The sequence below is a fragment of the Pseudonocardia sp. EV170527-09 genome (genome assembly GCF_008369905.1).
Lineage (GTDB): Bacteria > Actinomycetota > Actinomycetes > Mycobacteriales > Pseudonocardiaceae > Pseudonocardia.
In genome coordinates this window covers 1-22,399 of record NZ_VRMC01000053.1, presented here as the reverse complement: position 1 = coordinate 22,399, position 22,399 = coordinate 1, and the positions used below count along the sequence as shown (strand labels likewise).

The following is a 22,399-nucleotide window of genomic DNA, read 5'->3' as shown; positions in this document are numbered from 1 at the left end:
GGTCAGTCCCGCAGGGCCGGGACGACCTCGCGCTCGAACAGCTCGATGCCCGACCGGTCGTAGGCGGCCTCGGGGAAGTAGAAGATGCCGTAGCTCATGCCGACGGCCGCCAACGCGGAGAGCTTCTCCACGATCTGCTCCGGGGTCCCGACGCCCGGCATCCCGCGGAACGCACCCAGCGCACCCTGGGCCTTCTCCGCGCCGACGACCGGCTCCAGCCGGGCGACGAGCCGGGCGAGCCGCTCCTCCACCTCGGCCTCGGTGTGCCCGATCGCGACGTTGTAGTTGGCCGAGCGGACGATGGCGTCGTAGTCGGTGCCGACGTCGCGGCAGTGGTCGGCGAGCAGCGCCGACTTGTGCCGGAAGCCGTCGAAGGTGCCGTCGAAGTTGGTGTACTGCGCGTACTGCGCGGCGATCCTCAGCGTGACCTTCTCGCCGCCGCCGGCGATCCACAGCGGGATGCCGCCGTCCTGGAGCGGGCGGGGCGCGACGATGGCGTCGTCGACGGTGTAGTGCGTGCCGTTCAGGGTGGCCCGGCCCTCGCGCCAGGCCTGGCTGAAGATCTGCACGCCCTCCTCGAGCATGCCGAGCCGCTCACCGGGCCGGGGGAAGCCGTAGCCGTAGGCGCGCCACTCGTGCTCGTACCAGCCGGCGCCGATGCCCATCTCGACGCGGCCCTTCGAGATGACGTCGGTGGTGGCGGCGACCTTGGCCAGGTGGGCGGGGTTGCGGTAGGCCATGCAGGTGCACATCTGGCCGAGCCGCACCCGCTCGGTCGTCGCGGCGAAGGCGGCCATCAGGCTCCACGCCTCGTGGCAGGCCTCGTCGGTGGGCGCGGGGACGGTGTGGAAGTGGTCGTAGACCCAGACCGACTCCCAGACGTCGCCGCGGTCGGCGTGCTCGGCGAGGCCGCGCATCACGTCCCACTGCGCGGTGGGGTCGACGCCGACGAGATCGAGGCGCCAGCCCTGGGGCACGAAGAGTCCGAAACGCATGCACCGAGCCTAGGACGCCCGCCGCTCCGCGGCCGGGAAGGGCGATCTGCACAGTCGCCGGCCCCGGACCGGGCACATCGCCCCGTGACCTGGTCCTGACCTGCACCTACCGTTCTCCCGACCAGCCGAGAGGAGACCGAGATGAGCGGTGGGGTCGGTACGGACGACTACGCCCTGAGCAGGGTTCCGGAGCACGCCCGGTACTCGTGGTGGAGCGTGGCGGTACAGCGGTTCGGGCAGGTGTCGGCCCTGAGCCAGTTCCTGCTCGGCTCGACACTCGGGTTCGGGATGGGGTTCTGGGACGCCTTCCTCGCCTTCACCCTCGGCGCGGTGATCCTGGAGCTGGTCTCGATCGGCGTCGGGATCATCGGTTGCAAGGAGGGCCTGAACACCTCGCTGCTGGCCCGCTGGACCGGCTTCGGTCACGGCGGCAGCGCACTGATCGGTGTCGCGATCGGGGTGAGCCTCGTCGGCTGGTTCGGCGTCCAGTCCGGGGTCTCGGCCGAGGGCCTGGTCTCGCTGGTCGGGGTGCTGCCGGTCTGGGCGTGGTCGCTGGTGTTCGGCCTGGTCGTCACCATGATCGTGCTGTGGGGCTTCGGCTCGATGCAGTGGGTCGCCTTCGTGACGGTGCCGGCCTTCCTGGTGCTGGTCGGCTGGTCGATCGGCAGCGCCCTGCTCGGCCACGACGTCGGCGCGCTCATGGTGAGCCCGCCGCCGGGGCCGTCGATCTCGCTGGTGGAAGGCACGACGCTGGTCGCGGGCGGCTTCATCGTCGGGGCGATCATCACGCCGGACATGACCCGGTTCAACCGGACCTCCGCCGACGTGGTCAAGCAGACCGTCGTCGGGTTCACCCTCGGCGAGTACGTGATCGGCATGTCCGGTGTGCTGCTCGCACACGCCGTCCGGTCCGACGACATCATCACCATCGTCACGTCGTCGGTCGGCTGGGTCGGCACGCTGATCATCATCCTCGGCACTCTCAAGATCAACGACTGGAACCTCTACTCGGCCGGGCTGGGCGTGGTGAACTTCGCCGGCAGCGTCCTGGGGCGCACCGTCAGCCGCCCGATGGTCACCCTCGCGCTCGGCGTCGTCGGCTCGCTGCTGGCCGCGGGCGGCATCCTCGACCTGTTCACCGGGTTCCTGTCGGTGCTGGGCGTGGTGTTCCCGCCGATCGCCGGGATCATGGTCGCCGAGTACTTCGTGGTGAAGCGCTGGCGCGGTGACCTGGAGGCCGCGCGGACCACCGGTGCGCTGCCCGCCACCTCGCCGACCTGGGTGCCGGCGACGCTGGTCGTCTGGGCCGCCTCGGCCCTGCTCGGCGGCCTGGTCGACGCCGGGCTGCCCAGCGTGAACTCGATCGTGGCGGCCTTCGTGCTCTACGTCGTCGCCGGGCGGCTCGGGCTGCTCCGCGGGATCGGCGTCAGCCGCACCGAACGGCCGGACGTGGTCCCGGCCCCCGCCGTCACGTCCTGACCCGCACTCCGCGCCGCCCGTCCGCGATCCCGCGGGCGGGCGGCGCGGCACCACCGAAGGAGCACTCCATGCGCATCGGCATCGACGTCGGCGGCACCAACACCGACGCCGTCCTGCTCGACGACGCCCCGGCCGGCGGAGTCCGGGTACTGGCCGCCGTCAAGTCCGCGACCACCGACGACGTCACCTCCGGCATCGTCGGCGCGCTCACCGGTCTGCAGGCCGACCACCCGTTCTCCCCCGACGACGTCGACGCCGTGATGATCGGGACGACGCACTTCGTCAACGCCCTGGTCGAGGCCCGCCGCCTCGCCCCCACCGCGGCGCTGCGCCTGGGCCTGCCGGCCACCGCGGCGCTGCCGCCGATGGTCGACTGGCCGCAGCGGCTGGTCGACGCGATCGCCGGGCGCGGCTACCTCGCCCACGGCGGCCACGAGTTCGACGGCCGCCGGATCTCCCCGATCGACCCGGACGAGCTGCGCCGCCACGCCGCGGACATGGCCGCGCACGGCGTCCGTTCGGTCGCGATCTCCTCGGTGTTCTCCCCGGTGACCAGCGAGTGCGAGCTGGCCGCGGCGGAGATCATCGCCGAGGAGCTGGGCCAGGACGTCCCGATCTCGCTGTCCCACGAGATCGGCCGGGTCGGGCTGCTGGAGCGGGAGAACGCGACGATCGTCAACGCCGCGCTGCGCGAGCTCGCCGCGCACATCGTCGACGCGCTCGCCGGGGCGGTGCAGGGCCAGGGCATCACCGCGCCGCTGTACCTGTCGCAGAACGACGGCACCCTGATGGACGTCGGCTACACCCGTCGCTACCCGGTGGCGACGTTCGCCTCGGGTCCGACCAACTCGATGCGCGGAGCCGCCGTGCTGTCCGGGCTGGGCACCTGCGCGGTCGTCGACGTCGGCGGCACCACCTCCGACGTCGGCGTGCTGACCGCTGGCTTCCCGCGGGAGGCCGCCGTCGAGGTCAGCGTGGCCGGGGTGCGCACCAACTTCCGGATGCCCGACGTGCTCAGCGTCGGCATCGGCGGCGGCTCCCTGGTCCGCACCGGCGGGCCCGGACGGTCCGAGGGGCCCACCGTCGGCCCGGACTCGGTCGGCTACCGGCTCACCGAGCGGGCGCTGGTGTTCGGCGGCGACACCCTGACCGCGACCGACATCGCCGTCGCGGCGGGCCGGGCCGACATCGGGGACCGCTCCCTGGTCGCCGGGCTGTCCCGGGAGCTGGTGACCGCGGCGCTGGACCGGATCGCCTCCGACGTCGCCGACGTCGTGGACCGCATGCGGATCTCCGCCGACCCGCTGCCGGTGGTCGCCGTCGGCGGCGGCTCGGTGCTGCTGCCCGACGCCTTCCCCGGGCTGGGCGCGGTGCACCGCCCGGAGAACTTCGCCGTCGCCAACGCGATCGGCGCGGCGATCGCGCAGGTCGGTGGGGAGGTCGACCGGGTGTACGCGATCGAGCCGGGGCACCGCGACGCCGTCGTCGACGCCGCCAAGCAGGAGGCGGTCGACCGTGCGGTCGCCTCCGGCGCCGACCCCGGCTCCGTCGCGCTCGTCGACTTCGACGAGGTCCCCATCCCCTACCTGCCCGGCAACGCGACCCGCATCCGCGCGAAGGCGGTCGGCGACCTGCGTCTGGAGCGGAGGGTGACCCGGTGACTGTGCTGACCGTCGAGGACCTGCCCGCCCTCGCCCGCGGCGCCGCGCTGCTGGGGACCGGCGGCGGTGGCGACCCCTACCTGGGACGGCTGCTGGCCCAGCGGGCGCTGCGCGAGCACGGGCCTGTGCCGCTCGTCGACCCCGCCGACCTGCCCGACGACGCCGCCGTGTTCGTCGTCGCGCAGATGGGAGCGCCGACGGTGAGCGTGGAGAAGCTGCCCGCCTACGACGAGATCGGCCGCGCGGTCACCGCGCTCGCCGAGCACCTGGGGGTCACCCCCACCCACGTCGCGTGCATCGAGGCCAGCGGCATCAACTCCACGATCCCGGTGGCCGGTGCGGCGATGCTCGGGCTGCCGCTGATCGACGGCGACGGCATGGGCCGGGCGTTCCCCGAGCTGCAGATGGTGCTGCCCGGCATCGCCGGCGTCCCCGCCACCCCGATGTCGATCACCGACGAGCAGGGCAACACCGGCGTCCTGCACTGCCCCACCGCGAAGTGGGCCGAGGACCTCGCCCGCTCCATGACGATCACCATGGGCTGCACCGCGATCATCTCGAACTACCCGATGACCGGGGCCCGGGCGCGGGAGACGATGATCCGCGGCACCCTCGGGCTCTGCGTGCGCATCGGGCGTGCCATCGCCGGGGCCCGGGCCGGGTTCACCGACCCGGTCGCCGCGGCCGCCGCCGAGATCGGCGGACGCGTGGTGCACACCGGGAAGGTCGTCGACGTGCAGCGGCGCACCACCACCGGGTTCGCCCGCGGGACGGCGACGCTGTCCGGCGGGTGCGTCCTGCACTTCCAGAACGAGCACCTGATCGCCGAGGTCGACGGCGCGACGGTCGTCACCACCCCGGACCTGATCATGGTGCTGGACACCGCGACCGGGGAGCCGGTGACCACCGAGGCGCTGCGCTTCGGGCACCGGGTCAGCGTGCTCGCCGCCCCCGCGGACCCGCGCTGGCACACCCCGGAGGCGATCGCCGTCGTCGGACCGCGGTACTTCGGCTACGACACCGACCCGGTACGGGTCGCAGGCAACACCGACCCGGTACGGGTCGGCGAGACCGCCACGGACGGAGCGCCGGTATGAGCTGGACCCTGACCCCCGACGACCTGCCCGACCTCGCCCGCGGCGCCGCGCTGCTCGGGACCGGCGGCGGCGGGGACCCCTACATCGGGCGGCTCATGGTGGAGCAGGCGATGCGCGAGCACGGGCCGGTCACCGTGCTCGACCCGGCCGATCCGGCCGACCTGCCGGAGGAGATGTTCGTCATCGCGACGGCGATGATGGGCGCGCCCACGGTGATGATCGAGAAGATCCCGCGCGGCGACGAGCCGGTGCTCGCCCTGCGCCGCCTGGAACAGCACCTCGGGCGCACCGCGGACGCGACCATCCCGATGGAGTGCGGCGGCATCAACTCGATGATCCCGCTGCTCGTCGCGGCCCGGACCGGGCTGCCGGTGATCGACGGCGACGGCATGGGCCGGGCGTTCCCGGAGCTGCAGATGGAGACCTTCGGGGTGTACGGCGTGCCCGGGTCCCCGATGGTCGTCGCCGGGGACCACGGCGAGTCGGTGCTCATCGACACCGGCACCGACAACCACCGCATGGAGCACCTCGCGCGGGGCGCCGCCATCCGGATGGGCGGGTCCGCGCTGATCGCGGAGTACCCGATGTCCGGCGCCGACGTGCGCCGCACCGCGATCCCGCACACCCTCACCCTGGCGCTGCGGCTGGGCCGGGCGATCCGGGAGGCCCGCGAGCAGCTCGGCGACCCGGTCGCGGCGATCGCCGACACGCTCGCGCCGACGCTCTACCGGCACCTGCGGGTGCTGTTCGCAGGCAAGGTCACCGATGTCGAGCGGCGCACCGTCGACGGGTTCGCCCGCGGCACCGCCCGGTTCACCGCGTTCGACGGCGGCTCGGAGCTCCGCACGGTCTTCCAGAACGAGACCCTGGTCGCCACCGTCGACGACACCACCGTCGCGGTCGTCCCGGACCTCATCTGCGTGCTGGAGGCCGAGTCCGGGGAGCCGATCACCACCGAGGCGCTGCGCTACGGCCAGCGCGTCGTCGTGGTGGGGATCTCCACCCCGGACATGATGCGCACGCCGGAGGCCCTCGCCGTGTTCGGGCCGGCCTGTTTCGGTCTGGACGTGGACTTCGTGCCGCTGGAGGCGGCGGTCCCCCGGGGCGCGGGCGCCACGGACCGGGTCTGACCTGGCAGCATCCCCGGCGTGGAGGTGACCGCGGGAGACGTCGACGCCCTCGTCACCGGGGTGCTGCTGCTGGGCTCCGGCGGGGGTGGCGACGCCCGGGTGTACGCCCACGTGCTGCGGTCGGTGCTGGCGGCGGGCCCGATCCGGCTGCACTCCCCGGCGGAGCTCGGCGACGCCCCGGTCGTGCCGGTCGGGATGCTCGGCGGCACCCGGGTGCTGGGCGAGAAGCTGCCCTCGGGCGACGAGCTGCCCGCGGCCGTGCGCGCTCTGGTCCGCTGGACCGGGGTCGAGCCGGCCGCGGTCATGCCGTTCGAGGCGGCCGGGCTGAACGGCGTGCTGCCGCTGCCGCTGGCCCACCAGCTGGGGCTGCCACTGGTCGACGCCGACCTGATGGGGCGCGCGCTGCCCCGGGTCGACCAGCTGACCCGGGTCGTCGCCGGGGGCGCGGTGACGCCGATGGCGCTGGCCGAGCCGGCCGGGCAGACCGTCGTCGTCGACGGCGGGGACGCGGTGTCGACCGAGCGGACCGTGCGGGCGTTCGTCGCCCAGGCGGGCGGCTGGGCCGGGACGGTGATGGCACCCGCACCGGCCTCGGCCTCGCTCGGCGACGCCTGCCTGGGCACGCTGGGCCGCGCACTGGGGCTGGGTCGCGCGCACGCCGGGCTGGGTGACACCCCGGCACCCGCCCGCGTCGCGGACGCGCTCGGCGGACACCCGCTCGGCGGCGGCCGGGTGGTGGACGTGCGCCGCTCCCCCGTCGGTCGGTTCGGCCGGGCCGCGGTCACCGTCGACGCGCCCGGTACGGGCGTCCTGCGGATCGAGGCGGAGAACGAGTACCTACTCGTGCTCGCCGACGGCGAGACGGTGGCCGCGTCGCCGGAGGTGATCGTGCTGCTGGACCGTCGCTCGGCCGTGCCGATCGCCGCCGACGGCGTCCGCTCCGGCGACGACGTGCTGGTCCTGGTGCTGCCCGCGCCGCCGTGGTGGGCGGCCCGCCCGGATGCCGCTGTCCACGTCGGTCCGGAGGCGTTCGGGCTCGGACCGCCCACGGCCCGCGACGGGGCGGCACCGGCGCGACCCGGGACGGGGGCGGAGCGGTGAGCGGCGGGCTGGGTCTGTCCGGGTTGCTCGCCCACCCCGACTGGGCCGCGGTGCGCGCACTGGGCGGGCCCGTCCCGGACGGCGCCACGGTCGAGCGGGTGGTCACCGTCGCCGACCTGCACGCCGACCCGGGTGAGGTGCGGGCGGCGTTGCTGACGGTCGCGGTGTCCGCGCCGCGCGAGGACTGGCACCTGGACGTGCTGCTGCGCCGCGCCGTCGCGGCCGGGGCCGTCGCGGTGCTGCTCGCCGGGGACGCACCGTTGCACCCGGCGAGCCGGCTGCTCTCCGGGCGGCTGGAGCTGCCGGTGCTCGGCACTCCGGACGCGCTGGCCGCCGCGCTGACCGCGACCCGGCTGCTGCAGGAACCCGACCAGGTGGTCGCGGCACTCGTCGGTCGGACGGCGGCGGTGTGCGGGGTCCCGCACGGCGGCGTGGACGACCTCGTCGCGGACCTCGCCCGGACCTGGCGACGGCCGGTGTGGCTGCTCGACCCGGGAGGCTCGGTCGTCGCGGGCGCGGACCCGACGGGGCCCGCGCCCCCGCCGCCCGACGCCGGGTCGGCGCTGCTGGAGGTGGCGTTCGGTCCGGGCCCGCCGGACGGTCGCCTGGCCGTCGCGGAGCCGGAGGGGGTGCCCGCCGAGACCGCGGCGCTGCGGGCGGCGCTGGCCGTCGCCGCGGACTCGGTGCGTCAGCGGCTCGCCGAGCAGCGGCTCACCGTGGAGCGCGACGCGCGGCTGCGGACGGCGCTGCTCGCCGAGATCCTGCAGGCCGGGGACCCGCTCCCGGCCGGGCTGCGTCGCCGGGCGCTCGACGCGGGCTGGTCGCTGGACGGCTGGCACGCGGGCCTGCGGATCGACGTGCCGTCCTCGGTGGACATCGTCGCGGCCCGGGAGCAGGTGCTGCGGGCGGTGGAGACGGCGCGGCTGCGGGCGGTCGTCGTCGAACAGGGGCCGGGGTGGAACGCCTGGACGACGTTCGACCACGAGCCCGTCGCCGGCGAGCTGCAGCAGCACGCGACCGCCGCGCGGCGCACCCAGTGGCTGCTGCGGGACTCCCTGCCGACCTCGACAGGGGTGGGACGGGTGCACCGCGGGGCGGGCGGCCTGGCCCGGACCCTCGGCGAGGCCGGGGACGCGGCCCGGCTCGCGGCCGAACGCACGACCAGCGGCCGGTTCGTCCACGTCGACCGGCTCGGCCTGGGGGCGCTGCTGCTGGCCTGGACCCGCACCGACACGTTCCTGCCCGCCGCCAGGTCGATGCTGGAGCCCCTGCAGGGCAGGCCCGGGGACCTGCTGACGACGCTGACCGCCTACCTGGACGCCGAGTCGTCGCTGACCGAGACCGCGGCGGTGCTCGGGGTGCACCGCAACACCGTCGCGACCCGGATCGAACGCGTACGCCACGTGCTCGGCGTCGACCTCGCCGACCCGGACGAGCGCCTCGCCCTGCACCTGGCGTGCCGCAGCGTGCTGTTCCACAGCTGAACGCGGCTACGGCCGGAGGATGCGGCACCCCGCGGCGGAGGCGGTCACTCGTCGGCGCGGCGGGCGAAGCGGAACGGCCGGTCGACCCACTCGGCGTCGACCGGCCGCGGGTCGAACTCCCCGGCCAGGACCGCGCGGGCCGCGAGCAGCCCGGCGCAGGACACCGCGTTCACGATCTCCCCGGAGAACACCATCCCGAGCGCCTCGGCGATCGGGATCCAGCGCAGCTCCAGGTCGGCCTCCTCGTCGTCGCCCAGGTCGGGGCGGGGCTTCTCGACGAGGTCGCGCGCCAGGAAGATGCGGACCGACTCGTCGGAGAACCCGGGCGAGGGCACGACGTCGAGCAGCACCGACCAGTCGCGCGCCGACAGTCCGGCCTCCTCGGTCAGCTCCCGGTCGGCGGTGACCGCGGGGTCCTCCCCCGCCACGTCGAGCAGGCCGGCGGGGAGCTCCCACAGCCGTCGCCGGACGGCGTGGCGGTACTGGTGCAACATCCGGACCCGCCCGGACTCGTCCACCGCGACGACGGCGACCGCCCCCGGGTGCTCCAGGATCTCGCGGGTCGCGACCCGACCGCCGGGCATGACGACGCGGTCGGACCGCAGCGCCATGACACGGCCGGAGTAGATGTCGGTGGCCGAGCGGACCGGGAAGTCGTGCTCACCGGGGCGGGTCACCGGGCCACCGCCCGGCGGGTGCGCAGTTCGATCACCCGTCGGACAGTAGTCGCCGGGCCCCGTCCGTGCGGGTGCGCGGGCCGTACGGGCCGCGCCCCGCGCCCGGCGGCAGGGCGTCCGACCAGCGGACCGGACCGCACCACCGACGGCGGCCCGGTCCGGTCGGGTCGGGTCGGGTCGGGGTCAGCGGACGGAGGTGCTCTCGGCCGGGGCCACGCCGTTGCCGCCCGTGCCGACGGCGACGTCGTCGCCCTCGACCGTCTCGGCGTCGTCGGCGTCGGTGTTGTCCCGGCCGGGCAGGTGCACCGGCAGCCGGTCCTCGGCCCGGTAACGCAGCGCCGCCTTCACGAACGCCGCGAACAGCGGGTGCGGCCGGGTCGGGCGGCTCTTGAGCTCCGGGTGCGCCTGGGTCCCGACGAAGAACGGGTGCTGCGACGACGGCAGCTCCACGAACTCCACCAAGGTGCCGTCCGGGGAGGTCCCGAACACCAGACCCGCCTCGGTGAGCTGCTGCCGGTAGGCGTTGTTGACCTCGAAGCGGTGCCGGTGCCGCTCGGAGATCTCGCGCGTCCCGTAGGCCTTCGCCGCGACCGAGCCGGGCTGCAGCACCGCCGGGTAGGCGCCCAGGCGCATGGTGCCGCCCATGTCCCGCTCGCCCGCGACGACGTCGCGCTGGGTCGCCATCGTCGAGATGACCGGGTGCGCGGTCTCCGGGTCGAACTCGGTCGAGCTGGCGCCCTCCAGGCCGGCGACGGTGCGCGCGGTCTCGATGACCATGCACTGCAGGCCCAGGCACAGCCCCAGGGTGGGGATGCGCCGGGTGCGGGCGTGGGTGATCGCGCCGAGCTTGCCCTCGATGCCGCGGATGCCGAAGCCGCCGGGGATGAGCACCCCGTCGACGCCGTCGAGCGCCTCGGCCGCGCCGGCCGGGGTCTCGCACGAGTCCGACGGCACCCAGCGGACCGCGACCTTTGCATGGTGGGCGAAGCCCCCGGCCCGCAGCGCCTCGGTGACCGAGAGGTAGGCGTCGGGCAGGTCCACGTACTTGCCGACCAGCGCGATCGTCGCGGTCTCCCGCGGATGGTGGACGCGGTCGAGCAGATCGCCCCACACGGTCCAGTCCACGTCGCGGAAGGGCAGCCCGAGCCGGCGCACGACGTAGGCGTCGAGGCCCTCACCGTGCAGCACCTTCGGGATGTCGTAGATCGACGGGGCGTCCGGGCACGCGGCGACGCCGTCGAGCTCGATGTCGCACATCAGCGAGATCTTGCGCTTCATGCCCTCGGGGATGTCCCGGTCGGCGCGCAGGACCACCGCGTCGGGCTGGATGCCGATGTTGCGCAGCGCCGCGACGGAGTGCTGGGTCGGCTTGGTCTTCAGCTCGCCCGACGGCACCAGGTACGGCACCAGCGACACGTGCAGGAAGAAGCAGTTGTCCCGGCCGACCTCGTGGCGGACCTGCCGGGCGGCCTCGACGAACGGCAGCGACTCGATGTCGCCGATGGTGCCGCCGACCTCGGTGATGACCACGTCGGGGGCCACGCCCTCGGCGTCGGGCTCGGCCATCGCGAGGACGCGGTCCTTGATCTCGTTGGTGATGTGCGGGATGACCTGGACGGTGTCGCCGAGGTACTCGCCGCGGCGCTCCTTGGCGATGACCTCGGAGTAGACCTGGCCGGTGGTCACGTTGGCCCGCCCGGCGAGGTCGCGGTCCAGGAACCGCTCGTAGTGGCCGACGTCGAGGTCGGTCTCGGCGCCGTCCTCGGTGACGAACACCTCGCCGTGCTGGAACGGGTTCATCGTCCCGGGATCGACGTTGAGGTACGGATCGAGCTTCTGCATGGTGACGCGGAGCCCGCGCGCGGTGAGCAACTGACCGAGACTGGAGGCGGTCAGGCCCTTACCCAGCGAGGACGCGACCCCACCGGTGACGAAGAGATGACGGGTGGCGCGAGTCTGCACGGAGCTTCAGCCTACCGATCGGTCAAGGGGCGGCGGGAACCGGCCCCGCCGTTCCGGCCCCGGAACCGTAGCGGCCGGTGCCTCCTGCCTGTCGTTCGGCGAGTGCGAGCACGGTCGCGACCCGCCCGGCCCCGGTGCCGACGCCGTCGACGGTGGCGAGCCGGCCCCGGCCGCCCGGGCGGCGGCGACGGCCGAGCCCTCCGCGGCGTCCCGCCCGGCCAGCACGGCTCCCGTACCCCGACGGTCGAGCTCGGCGGCCAGTGCCGCGGCGGTGCCTGCCGAGGCGTCGGCGTCCACCCCGGAGTACGCCGCCCCGGTCACGACGACGGCGAGTCTCCCGGCCGCGGGGCTGCCCTGCGGGGCCTCGGCGAAGCCGCCGCCGGCGAGCCCGGCGAGGACCGTGCCGGCCGCGTCCGGGGCGGGTGCGGGGCCGTCGGGCGGGGTCAGCAGGGCTGAGCCGAGCAGGCCCCCGGCGAGCGCACCGGCGTCGGTGGCGGTGGGGAGCTGCGCCCCCGACGGCAGCAGTCGCGCGGACAGGTCGCGCAGCTGGTCGGCGCGGGCCGGGTCGGTGACGGCCGGGGTGAGCACGACCTCCCCCGCGACGCTGCCACCCGCGGTGACGACGAGCTCGGCGACCGCGCGCGTGTCGGCCGGGTCGGCACCGAGCGAGACGACGGTCACCGGCACCCCGGTGAGCTTCCCGCGCACCAGGTCCGGTCCGACGCGGCCGGCGAACTCGTCGCTGGCGTGCAGCTGCGCGGCCAGGGCGTCGCGTTCGGCGCTCAGCCGGGCGGTCTCGCCCGTGTCCGCCCCCGAGGCCACGACGTCGGCGATGCGCTGTGGCAGCCCGACGACGGCGAGGGCGAACCCGGCCGCGAGGGCCAGCACGAACACCGCGACCAGGGCGATGCGGTGGTGGCGCCGCGAGATCACGCCGGGAACCATCCGGCGACCAGGGCCCGCACGCTCTCCAGCACCCCGTGCAGCCACTCCAGCACCGCCGGACCGCCACCGGACACGAGCACCGCGACGACAACCGCGACCACGGCGGCCGCGACGAGCAGCAGCAGCGGCGCGAACGAGGTCCGGCTCCGGTACATCTGCGCGATCATCGTGCCGTCGACGACACTGCCCCCGGCCTGGAGCCGGGTCAGGAAGGTCGAGGCGTTGCTGCCGGAGCGTCCGCGGTCGAGGAACTCCCCCATCGACGCGGACAGCCCGACCGTGACGATCATCGAGGCGCCGCGGTGGTGGGCCAGCAGCAGCGCCAGGTCCTCGGGGTTGGCCATCGACGGGAAGGTGACGGCGCTGGCGCCCAGGTCCTGCACGCGGTGCAGCCCCGGGGCGTGCCCGTCGGGAAAGGCCGGGACGACGACGTCGGCGCCGCTGGTCAGTGCCTGGTTCGACACCTCGGAGGGGTCGGCGACGATGAGGTCGGGGCGGTGGCGCGCGTTGAGCAGCGCGTCCGCGCCGGCCCCGACGCCGATGAGCACCGGCCGGTACTCCTTGATGTAGGCCTTGAGCTGCTTGAGCACGGCGAGGTGCTCGAACCCGGCGGCGACGACGAGCACCGGCCGCCCGTCGAGGGCGACGTCGACCTCGGGGACGCCGTGCCCGTCGAGCAGCAGCGAACGCTCACGACGCATGAACTCGATGGTGTTCGCGGCGAACGCCTCGAGCTGGTGGGTCAGGCCCTGCTTGGCCTCGTCCAGGGCGTCGGCGACGGTGTCCTCGGTCTGCTCACGGCCCTCGCACAGCGGCTGCTCGCCGGAGTAGAGGACGCCGTCGTGCAGCCGCACCCGGATGCCGTCCTTGACCGCGCGGAGGGTGTCGGGACCGCAGTCGTCGACGAGCGGGACACCAGCCTCGACGAGCACCTGCGGGCCGAGGTTCGGGAACCGGCCGGAGATCGACGGCGCGGCGTTGACGACGGCGGCGACCCGGACGGCGACGAGCGCGTCCGCGGTCGCCCGGTCCAGGTCGACCTGGTCGATCACGGCGATGTCGCCGGGCCGCAGGCGCCGGAGCAGCGACTCGATGCGGCGGTCGGCGCGTGCCGGGCCGGTCAGGCCCGGCAGCTCCGGTCGGGAACGGTGCAGCAGGCCGGACAGCTTCATGTCGCGCACTGTGACAGGTGGGGCGCCCGTGACCACGGAGGCACGCCGCGTGAGAGTGTGACGTCACTGGCCCGGACCATCCCCCGCGCCGCCGGCCGGCGGCAATCGGAGCAACGGACCGCTCACCCACAGCAACGACACACTGCCCGCCTGCTCACCCTGGCCACCCGACCCGGCCGCTCGGCCCGATCGCTCGCCCGGCCGGTCAGCCGGCCGCTCAGCCGGCCCGCGCGACCCGGCGACGCCGCGGCGACGCCGCAGGACGGGTCGCCGCGCCGTCCGAGCCGGTTCCCCGGGTGTCGGTGCCGCAGGAATCGGTGCCGCAGGAATCGCTGCCGCGCGGCCCGGGAACCGTTCCCTCCGCCTGCGCGGTGGAGAGCTCGGTCTCCGCGTCCCGCGGGGGCCGGCCGCGCCGGGACTGCGCGCGCCGCGACCGGGCCTCGGCGAGATCCGCGGGGCGTGCCGCCGCGCGGTCGGCCTCCCGGTGCGCGGTCGCGGCGCTGAGCAGCTCCTCGGCATGCGCGCGGCCGGTGTCGGTGTCGTCCATTCCGGCCAGCATCCGTGCCAGCTCCCCGGTGCGCTCCTCCTCGGTGAGCCGCCGCACGCTGGAGCGGGTGACCCCCGCCCCCGACGCCTTCTGCACCACGAGGTGCCGGTCGGCGTACGCCGCGACCTGCGGCAGGTGCGTCACGACGATGACCTGGTGCCGCGAGGCCAGCTGCGCGAGCCGGCGGCCGATCTCCACCGCGGCCCGGCCGCCGACGCCGGCATCGACCTCGTCGAACACCATGGTCGGCACCGGGTCGGCTCCGGCGAGCGCGACCTCCAGGGCCAGCATGACGCGGGACAGCTCACCGCCGGAGGCCCCCTTGTGCAGGGGCTGGGCCACCGCGCCGGCGTGCGGGACGAGCCGGATCTCGACCTCGTCGACACCGCTCGACCCGGCCTGGCAGCGCCGCCCGCCGACCTCGAGCACCGGCCCGGTGTCGGCGGCGGGCCGCGGCTGCACACCGACCTGCAGCGTCGCGTCCTTCATGGCGAGACCGGCGAGCTCGGCCGTGGTGGCCTCGGCCAGCCGGGACGCCGCGGCGGTGCGCGCCGCGGTGACCGCGGCGGCGTGCCCGGCCAGCTCACCGGCGAGGGCGTCACGGCGGGCCGACAGCTCGGCCAGCGCCTCGTCGGAGGTGTCGAGCCCGGACAGCCGTTCGCGGGCGGTGGCCGCCCAGGCGAGCACGCCGTCGGTGTCCGCGGCGTACTTGCGGGTGAGCGCCTTGAGCTCCGCCTGCCGGGCCAGGACGCGGGACAGCAGCTCGGGGTCGGCGTCGAGCCGGTCGAGGTAGCCGGACAACTCGGCCGCGACGTCGGCGAGCACCGCGACGGCCTCGGTCAGGCGTGGGCCGAGCTCCTCGAGCGCGGGGTCACCGCTGCCCTCGACGAGCCCCTTGGCCTGCCCGGCGAGCCCGACGGCACCGGGGGCCTCGCCGTCGTCCGTCCCGGACAGCGCGAGATGTGCGCTCTCCGCGGCGGCCCGCAGGTCGTCGGCCTCGGCCATCCGGCGGGCCTGTCCGACGAGCTCGCGGTCCTCCCCGGGCTGTGGGTCGACGGCCTCGATCTCGGCGAGCCCGTGCCGCAGCAGGTCCGCCTCCTGCGCGAGCCTGCGCGCGTTGTCCCGCCGCTCCGCGAGCTCGGTGACCACCTGGAGCCACTCGGTGCGGACCGCCCGGTAGGCGGCCAGCGGCACCGCGACCGGATCCCCGGCGAAGCGGTCGAGCAGGGCACACTGGTCGGAGCCGCGCAGCAGCCGCAGCTGGTCGTTCTGCCCGTGCACGGCGAGCTGGGTCTCGGCGAGCCTGCCCAGCACCCCGTTCGGCACCGACCGCCCGCCCAGGTGGGCACGGGAGCGCCCGTCGGCCGACACGGTGCGGGCGGCGATCAGCGACCCGTCCTCGTCGGCCTCGGCGCCCACCTCCTCGGCCAGCTCCAGGGCACCCGGCGAGGCCGCGAACCGGCCCTCGACGACGGCCCGCTTCGCCCCGGCCGACACCCGCGAGGACTCCGCACGGCCACCGCCGAGGAGGTTCAGCCCGGTCACGACCATGGTCTTCCCGGCGCCGGTCTCGCCGGTCAGCACGGTCAGGCCCGGGTCGAGCTCCAAGGTCGCGTCGTCGATCACGCCGAGGCCCTGGATCCGCATCTCGGACAACATGCGTGGGACCATACGTTCGAACACCGACAGCGTTCGAGCCCCGACACGCAGCCGGCACCGAACGGATGTTCCCGTGCGCCGAACGGTCGATCAGGCGTTCGAATCCGGTGCAGCGGTCCGGGCCCCGCGCCAGCCCCGGACGGGCAGGTCGAACTTGCGGACGAGCCGGTCGGCGAAGGGCTGCGCGGCCAGGCGCACCATGCGCACCGGCTCCGACGCGCGGCGCAGCTCCACCCTGGCCCCGGGTGGCACGGCGACGGTGCGGCGACCGTCGCAGTCCAGCACGGCGGACGGGCCGTCGGCGGACACCTCGATGGCGACGGTGCTCTCCGGCGCGATCACCATCGGCCGGGCGAACAGGGCGTGTGCGTTGCTCGGGACCACCAGCAGCGCCTGCACCTGCGGCCAGATCAGCGGACCGCCCGCGGAGAACGCGTAGGCGGTGGAGCCGGTCGGGGTCGCGCAGAGCACCCCGTCGCAGCCGAAGGAGGACACCGGGCGGCCGTCGACCTCGAGGACGACCTCGAGGATGCGGCCGCGGGTGGTCTTCTCGACGACGGCCTCGTTCAGCGCCCAGGCCCGGCCGAGAACCTGCCCGGCGGCGGTGACGACGGCCTCGAGGGTGGTGCGTTCCTCGACCTCGTAGTCGCCGTCGGCGAGCTTCTGCAGTGCCTCGGGCAGGGTGTCCTCCTCGGCCTCGGCGAGGAAGCCGACGTGGCCGAGGTTGACGCCCAGCAGTGGCACGCCGGCGTGGCGGGCGAGGTCGGCGGCGCGCAGCAGGGTGCCGTCGCCGCCGAGGACCAGGACCGCCTCGGCGCCGCGGGCGCACTCGGGGCTCCCGGGGACCGGGACGGGCTCGTAGCCCGCGGGGACGTCGGGGTCCGCGGCGAGCTCGGCCCACTCATCGGCGAGCACCCGGGTGCGCAGGCCGAGCCGCCCGAGTTCGCTCATCACGTGCAGCGCGGTCTTGCGGTTGGTGGGCCGCCCGGTGTGCAGGACCAGCAGGACGTCCCTCATGCGGGGCCGTCCGCGACCGCGGCTGCCAGCATCGGTGCGAGCTCGGGCTGCGCGGGGGCGACGCCGGCCGGCCCGTCGGCGGGCCGGCGCAGGTGCAGGAAGTACTCGACGTTGCCCGACGGGCCGGGCAGCGGGCTCGCGGTCGCACCGAGGACCTGCAGCCCGGCCGCGGCGGCGGCGGTCGCGACCCCGTGCAGCGCCTCGGTGCGCAGACCCGGGTCGCGCACGACACCGCCGGACCCGAGCCGGTCCTTCCCGACCTCGAACTGTGGTTTCACCATGGGCAGCAGGTCGCCTCCGGGCGCGGTGCAGGCGGCGAGTGCCGGCAGCACGGTGCGCAGCGAGATGAACGACAGGTCGGCGACGGTCAGGTCGACCGGTCCGCCGATCTGCGCCGGTTCGAGGGCCCGGACGTTGGTGCGGTCGTGCACGTGGACGCGCTCGTCGGACTGGAGGCGCCACACCAGCTGGCCGTACCCGACGTCGACGGCGACGACCTCCGCCGCCCCGCGGGTGAGGAGCACGTCGGTGAAGCCGCCGGTGGAGGCACCCGCGTCGAGGCAGCGCCGCCCGGCCGGATCGACGCCGGTGAACGCGTCGAGGGCCCCGAGCAGCTTCGTGGCGCCGCGGGATGCCCAGTCGGGCTCGCCGGCGTCGTCCGGGCGAACGAGGACGGGTGCGTCCCTGTCCACCACGGTGGCGGGCTTCGCCGCCGGCATGCCGTTGACGACGACCCGGCCGGCGGCGATCAGTTCGGCGGCCTGGCCGCGGGAGCGGGCGAGCTTGCGGCGGACGAGCTCGGCGTCCAGCCGGGAACGGGTGGGGCCCATCGTCACTCCCGTTCCGAGCCGGCGCTCAGCGCGCGGCCGAGCGCGGCGTGCACCCGCTCGAACGCGGCCGGGTGCTCGGCGACCGGACGGTCGTCCAGCGCGTCGAGCGCCGCGACGGCCGCATCGACCTCGGCACGCAGGGCCGCGACCGGGCGGTCCTGCTCGGGCCGCGGGTCGCCCGGACGGGGTCCGGGTGCGGGAACGCTCATGGATGGTCTCCGGGGACGGGGTTCTGACGCCACGGTAGCCGACGGTCCCGACAGCGGCGGGGACGCGGCGTCACCGCCCTGGCGGCTCCGCCAGGCCGAGGTCGGCCAGCACCTCGGCGGCGGCCGCACCGTCGGCGCGGACGTCCTGGACGCCGTGCTCCCAGGCCACCGCGCAGAGCGCACGCAGCGCGTCCACCGTGGGTTCGGGACCGTCCCCGTCGCCGGAGAGCACGAGCGTGCCCCCGTCGACGGCGACGTGCCAGCCGGGTCGCGGCCCGGGGGCCAGCTCGTCCGGTGCACGGGTGAGCGCGGCGAGGTCGGCCCCGATGTGGGTGGGGCGCAGCTCCGGGGCGGCGACGAGCAGGTCCGCGGCACCGCTGACCCCGGTCAGGACCATCAGCGACGGGGCTCCCATGGCGTTGGCACCCTCGATGTCGGTGTCGAGCCGGTCCCCGATGACGAGCGGGGCCCGCGCGTCCCCGGCCCCCTCGCGGAGCAGCCGGGCGGCGGGCTTGCCCGCCACCTGCGGCTGCGCGCCGGTCGCCGTCCGCACGACCTGCACCATCGAGCCGTTGCCCGGCAGCGCACCCCGCTCGGTGGGCAGGGTGGGGTCGACGTTGGAGGCGATCCACAGCGCCCCGGCCCGGACGGCGACGACCGCCTCGGCCAGGATCCGCCATCCCGTGTCGGGCGAGTGCCCCTGGACGACGGCGTCCGCGCCGTCGGCGGCGTCGACGACGGCGAGCCCGCGGGCGCGGACCTCGTCGGCCAGCGCCGAGGTGCCGACGACCAGCACCCGCGCCCCCGGCGGGAGCTGCTCGGCCAGCATCGCGGCCGCGGCCTGCGAGCTGGTGCGGACGTCCTCGACGCGCGCCGGGAACCCGAGCTCGGCGAGGTGCGCGGCGACGTCGGCGGGGCTGCGGGAGGCGTTGTTGGTGACGTAGACCGTGGGCACGCCGCGGTCGGCCGCCCCGAGCACCGCCTCGACGGCCCCCGGGACGACCTCGGGGCCCCGGTACAGGGTGCCGTCGAGATCGGCCAGGAGGACGTCGTGGCGGGACAGCAGGTCGTCGGTCACCGGTCGCCGGCCCCGGGGTCCCGGCGCTGGTCCTGGTCCTGGTCGGTGACGGGTGCAGTCGGGTCCGGCGCGGTGTCGTCCCGTCCGGTCCCGCCCTCCGGGGCCGCGCTGCCGGCGCCCGACGGGCTCTCGGGGTCGGACGGGCCGTCCCCGTCCACGGCGCCCGACGTGGTCCCCCCGGCCGTCACCTGACCGGCGGCGGTGTCGGCCCCGGCGTCCCCGCGGACGTCGTCCGTCCCGTCCTCGCCGGTCCGTTCCTCACGGGTGCCGGCCCCGACGGTCCCGTTCTCGTCGGTCTCGTCCTTATCGGTCCCGTCCTCGTCGGTTCCGTCGACCACCGGGGCCTCGGTCTCGGCGCTGTCGGAGCTGTCAGAGCTGTCGGTGGACGCGGCATCGGAGCGTGCACTGTCGGCATCGGTGCTCGTGGCACCGCCTGCGTCGGTGCCGGTCTCGGTGCCGGTCTCGGTGCCGTGGTCGTCGGCGGCCGGAGGCACGTCCTCCCAGCCGACGGCGAGCTCGTCGTCGGCGCCCTCGAGCTCGTCGCCGGTCAGCTCGGCGATCCGCGCGGCCGCGTCGGTCTCCCGGTGCGCGTCGGCGTCGTGGGCGTGCACGAACCACTGCACGGCCTCCGACTCACGGCCGGCGGCGAGCAGGTTGTCGGCGTAGGCGTAGAACAGCCGGGCGCTCCACGGGTCGCGGCGCGCCGCGTCGAGCTCGGGGACCTGGAGCCCGACGACGGCGGCGTCGGCCTCACCGAGGTCGCGCCGGGCGCCCGCGGCGACGATGAGCAGCTCGATGCGCTCCTCGTGGCCGAGGTCGCGGGCCTCGGGGCTGCGGGCCAGGTCGAGGGCGCGCTCGGGACGTCCGAGGGCGCGCTCGATGTCGGCCATGACGTGCACGTGCCCCGGTCCGCCGCCCATCCGGCGGGCCGCGCGGAAATCGCCGAGAGCCTCGTTCCACTCCCCCGCGTGGTAGGCGACGATGCCGGCGGCCTCGCGGACGACGGCGATCCGCGACGCCCGGCGGCGTGCGTAGCGCACGTGCTCCAGGGCCTGCACGGGGTCCTCGTCGACGAGCAGACCCGCGGCGACGAGGTGCCGCGCCACGACCTCGGCGGTCTCCTTCTGGAGCCCGCGCAGGTCCCGCCGCACACTCGGGTCGAGCTCGGCGGCCGACACCGAGTCCGGCAGGTCCGGCTCGGCGACGAAGGTCCGCTCGGCCGACTCCGGGATCGCCCGGCGCGGACGGTCATCACGGCCACGGTCGTCCCGGCCGCGGTCATCACGGCCACGCTCATTGCGGCCACGGTCGTTCCGACCCCGGTCGTCGCGCCTGCGGTCGTCCCGGCCGGACCGTGGTCCACGGTCGTCCCGGCCGCCACGCGGGCCGCGGTCATCGCGTTCCCGGCGCGGGCCACGGTCGTCACGGTCACGGAGCGGACGACGCTCGTCGCGCCCGGCGGGACGCTCCGCACGGTCCGCGCGGGGACCGTCGGCAACCCCTGCCGTGCCCGCTGCGACCGGGTCGGTCCCGGCACGGTCGACGGCGTCGGCCCCCGCACCGCGGGAGTCGGTCCCGCGAGTGTCCGTCGCCCGGTCGCTGTCGGCCTGGCCGCTGTCGGTCCGGGCGCTGTCGGGTGCGACGGTGCCCGTGCCGCCCGCGTCGTCGGTGCGCTCGTCGCGGCCGGCCGGGGCGCCGTCCGCCGCTGCGGACGACGTGTCCGGTCCCGGGGTGCCGGTACCCGCTGCGGTGGCATCGGAGGTGGCGGCGTCGGAGGTGGCGCCGGTCGACGGTGCAGGCTCGCGATCGTCGTGGACCGGTGTACCGGCCGACGACGGGGTCACGACAGGGGCGTCACCGGCCGGGGTCGACGACGGAGCCGGGTCGGTCTGCACGACGTCCCGGGGCTCCAGGGCCGTGGACCGCTCGGCCGGGCGGCCCTGCGACGGTCGTTCCTCGCGGGCGCGGTACGGGCGCTCCTCCCGGGGCCCGCGGTCGTCGCGGTCGCGGTAGGTGCTGCGCCGTCCCTCGCCGCGGTCGTCACGACCGCGAGGGGCGCGGTCGTCGCGCTCCCGGTAGGGGCGGGCACCGCGGTCGTCACGGCCGCCTGCCGAACGGCCGCCACGGTCGTCGCGGTCGCGGTAGGTGCTGCGCCGGTCCCCGCCGCGGTCGTCACGGCCACGGGGGTCACGGTCGTCGCGACCGCCGAAGGCGCCGCCACGGTCGTCACGGTCCCGGGACGGACGGGTCGGCCGATCCTCGCGGTCGCGGAACGAACGGCCGCCACGGTCGTCGTTCCGCTGCGGACGAGGCCCACGGTCGTCACGGTCCCGGAAGGGACGCGCGCCGCGGTCGCCGGAGGCGCGTGTACCGCGGTCGTCCCGCCCGCCGAAGGAACGGCCACCACGGTCGTCACGGTCCCCGGCCGAGCGACCACCACGGTCGTCGCGGTACGGGCGGCCGCCACGGTCGTCGCGGTCGCGGGCGGGCCGTCGGTCGTCACGGCCCGGGTAGGAGCGGCCACCGCGGTCGTCGCGGTCACCCGTGGGTCGTCCCCCGCGGTCACCGCGGAACGAGCGGCCGCCACGGTCGTCGCGGCCGGAGCCCGGACCACCGGCGCGGCCGTCGCGCTCCCGGAAGGACCGACCGCCGCGGTCGTCGTCACGCTGCGGACGGGGGCCACGGTCGTCGCGGTCCCGGTGGGGACGGCGGTCGTCCCGGCCCGAGGTGGGCCGGCCACCGCGGTCGTCGCGGAACGGGCGGCTGCCGCGGTCGTCGCGTCCACCCCGGAACGAATCACGGCGGTCGGAGCCACCGGACCGACGATCGTCGTCGCGGCGCGGCCCCCGGTCGCGGTTGTCGCCACGGAAGCCGCTGTCGCACCGGCCGGTGTCGCGTCCGCCCCGGTCGGACCAGGAGCGGCCCTCGGTACGACGGTCGTCCGGACGCCCTCGGTCGTCCCGCACACGGTCGCCACTGCTGCGGCCGGCCCGGTCGTCGCGACGCGGGCGGTCGTCGCCGTCACGGCGCCGTCCCCGCTGGTCATCGCCGCGCGACCATCCCGACCCGCTGCGCGAGCCGCGCCCCTCGCCTGCCCGGCCGTTGCCGGGACGTTCCCCGTCCGTCACGTGGTCAGGGTACAAACGAACACCGTCACTTCCGCGGTCAGCGACCGCACTGGGCGAACCGCTCCGCGCAGCGAGGCGGACACGGCTGCAGACATACGAAAAAGGGGAGCCCACAGCGGTTTCTACACCGTTGCGGACTCCCCTTTCAGAGGTTGAATGTCGGCGGCGACCTACTCTCCCACACCCTGGCGAGTGCAGTACCATCGGCGCTGGAAGGCTTAGCTGCCG

The 22,399-nt window shown here is 75.6% G+C and carries 16 protein-coding genes and 1 pseudogene; 6 read left to right on the top strand and 11 right to left on the bottom strand.

Translation table 11 applies throughout. The features are described from left to right. Window positions 1-2: 2 nt before the first annotated feature. The gene (locus FVA95_RS17305) at window positions 3-995 is read right to left on the bottom strand and encodes an LLM class F420-dependent oxidoreductase (RefSeq protein WP_149665147.1); all 993 of its coding nucleotides are present in this window, start codon (window positions 993-995) and stop codon (window positions 3-5) included. A 141-nt stretch (window positions 996-1,136) separates the two neighbouring features. Here FVA95_RS17305 and FVA95_RS17300 point away from each other — a divergent pair, with 141 nt between their 5' ends. The 6 genes from FVA95_RS17300 to FVA95_RS17275 all read left to right on the top strand — a co-directional run bounded on the left by FVA95_RS17300 (window position 1,137) and on the right by FVA95_RS17275 (window position 8,947). Then, window positions 1,137-2,474, top strand: coding sequence for a cytosine permease (locus FVA95_RS17300; RefSeq protein ID WP_149665146.1), 1,338 nt, complete (start codon window positions 1,137-1,139; stop codon window positions 2,472-2,474). A 68-nt stretch (window positions 2,475-2,542) separates the two neighbouring features. Continuing rightward, on the top strand, window positions 2,543-4,135 hold the full coding sequence (locus FVA95_RS17295) for a hydantoinase/oxoprolinase family protein (protein WP_149665145.1): 1,593 nt from the start codon (window positions 2,543-2,545) through the stop codon (window positions 4,133-4,135). Further along, on the top strand, window positions 4,132-5,232 hold the full coding sequence (locus FVA95_RS17290) for a DUF917 domain-containing protein (RefSeq protein ID WP_149665144.1): 1,101 nt from the start codon (window positions 4,132-4,134) through the stop codon (window positions 5,230-5,232). Before FVA95_RS17295 ends, FVA95_RS17290 begins: the two co-directional genes overlap by 4 nt. Beyond that, window positions 5,229-6,362: a DUF917 domain-containing protein gene (locus FVA95_RS17285; protein WP_149665143.1), complete on the top strand. Its 1,134-nt coding sequence runs from the start codon at window positions 5,229-5,231 to the stop codon at window positions 6,360-6,362. The genes FVA95_RS17290 and FVA95_RS17285 overlap by 4 nt, the downstream gene beginning before the upstream one ends. An 18-nt stretch (window positions 6,363-6,380) precedes the next feature. Next, window positions 6,381-7,463, top strand: coding sequence for a DUF917 domain-containing protein (locus tag FVA95_RS17280; protein ID WP_161992339.1), 1,083 nt, complete (start codon window positions 6,381-6,383; stop codon window positions 7,461-7,463). Next, complete coding sequence (locus tag FVA95_RS17275; RefSeq protein ID WP_149665141.1) at window positions 7,460-8,947, top strand: CdaR family transcriptional regulator; 1,488 nt, start codon at window positions 7,460-7,462, stop codon at window positions 8,945-8,947. The genes FVA95_RS17280 and FVA95_RS17275 overlap by 4 nt, the downstream gene beginning before the upstream one ends. 44 nt (window positions 8,948-8,991) lie before the next feature. On the opposite strand, the gene FVA95_RS17270 is transcribed toward FVA95_RS17275, so the two are convergent. The 10 genes and pseudogenes from FVA95_RS17270 to FVA95_RS31740 form a co-directional block, all read right to left on the bottom strand. Further along, a complete protein-coding gene (locus FVA95_RS17270) occupies window positions 8,992-9,624 on the bottom strand; it encodes an NUDIX hydrolase (RefSeq protein ID WP_020623249.1) in 633 nt (210 codons plus the stop codon). Between the two features lie 183 nt (window positions 9,625-9,807). Continuing rightward, window positions 9,808-11,586: a CTP synthase gene (locus tag FVA95_RS17265; protein ID WP_149665140.1), complete on the bottom strand. Its 1,779-nt coding sequence runs from the start codon at window positions 11,584-11,586 to the stop codon at window positions 9,808-9,810. A 22-nt stretch (window positions 11,587-11,608) separates the two neighbouring features. After that, window positions 11,609-12,531, bottom strand: a pseudogene (locus tag FVA95_RS17260) (copper transporter). Then, the gene (gene steA, locus FVA95_RS17255) at window positions 12,516-13,703 is read right to left on the bottom strand and encodes a putative cytokinetic ring protein SteA (RefSeq protein ID WP_149665138.1); all 1,188 of its coding nucleotides are present in this window, start codon (window positions 13,701-13,703) and stop codon (window positions 12,516-12,518) included. The pseudogene FVA95_RS17260 and the gene steA overlap by 16 nt, the downstream one beginning before the upstream one ends. Window positions 13,704-13,920: 217 nt before the next feature. Next, on the bottom strand, window positions 13,921-15,909 hold the full coding sequence (recN, locus tag FVA95_RS17250) for a DNA repair protein RecN (RefSeq protein ID WP_149665137.1): 1,989 nt from the start codon (window positions 15,907-15,909) through the stop codon (window positions 13,921-13,923). 90 nt (window positions 15,910-15,999) lie between these two features. Next, window positions 16,000-16,926 (bottom strand): NAD kinase, encoded by a 927-nt coding sequence (locus tag FVA95_RS17245; RefSeq protein WP_149665136.1) that lies wholly within the window; start codon window positions 16,924-16,926, stop codon window positions 16,000-16,002. Continuing rightward, on the bottom strand, window positions 16,923-17,756 hold the full coding sequence (locus FVA95_RS17240; RefSeq protein ID WP_149665135.1) for a TlyA family RNA methyltransferase: 834 nt from the start codon (window positions 17,754-17,756) through the stop codon (window positions 16,923-16,925). The genes FVA95_RS17245 and FVA95_RS17240 overlap by 4 nt, the downstream gene beginning before the upstream one ends. 2 nt (window positions 17,757-17,758) lie before the next feature. Then, window positions 17,759-17,965, bottom strand: coding sequence for a hypothetical protein (locus FVA95_RS17235; protein ID WP_020622954.1), 207 nt, complete (start codon window positions 17,963-17,965; stop codon window positions 17,759-17,761). Between the two features lie 70 nt (window positions 17,966-18,035). Continuing rightward, window positions 18,036-19,043: an HAD-IIA family hydrolase gene (locus tag FVA95_RS17230; protein ID WP_149665134.1), complete on the bottom strand. Its 1,008-nt coding sequence runs from the start codon at window positions 19,041-19,043 to the stop codon at window positions 18,036-18,038. Continuing rightward, complete coding sequence (locus tag FVA95_RS31740) at window positions 19,040-22,171, bottom strand: hypothetical protein (protein WP_193564370.1); 3,132 nt, start codon at window positions 22,169-22,171, stop codon at window positions 19,040-19,042. The genes FVA95_RS17230 and FVA95_RS31740 overlap by 4 nt, the downstream gene beginning before the upstream one ends. Between the last annotated feature and the right edge of the window lie 228 nt (window positions 22,172-22,399).

Coding starts and splice junctions, on each gene's coding strand:
- FVA95_RS17240 (WP_149665135.1), bottom strand. CDS start 17,756: ATGGGCCCCACCCGTTCCCGGCTGGACGCCGAGCTCGTCCGCCGCAAG.
- FVA95_RS17295 (WP_149665145.1), top strand. CDS start 2,543: ATGCGCATCGGCATCGACGTCGGCGGCACCAACACCGACGCCGTCCTG.
- FVA95_RS17305 (WP_149665147.1), bottom strand. CDS start 995: ATGCGTTTCGGACTCTTCGTGCCCCAGGGCTGGCGCCTCGATCTCGTC.
- steA (WP_149665138.1), bottom strand. CDS start 13,703: ATGAAGCTGTCCGGCCTGCTGCACCGTTCCCGACCGGAGCTGCCGGGC.
- recN (WP_149665137.1), bottom strand. CDS start 15,909: ATGTTGTCCGAGATGCGGATCCAGGGCCTCGGCGTGATCGACGACGCG.
- FVA95_RS17245 (WP_149665136.1), bottom strand. CDS start 16,926: ATGAGGGACGTCCTGCTGGTCCTGCACACCGGGCGGCCCACCAACCGC.
- FVA95_RS17300 (WP_149665146.1), top strand. CDS start 1,137: ATGAGCGGTGGGGTCGGTACGGACGACTACGCCCTGAGCAGGGTTCCG.
- FVA95_RS17285 (WP_149665143.1), top strand. CDS start 5,229: ATGAGCTGGACCCTGACCCCCGACGACCTGCCCGACCTCGCCCGCGGC.
- FVA95_RS17235 (WP_020622954.1), bottom strand. CDS start 17,965: ATGAGCGTTCCCGCACCCGGACCCCGTCCGGGCGACCCGCGGCCCGAG.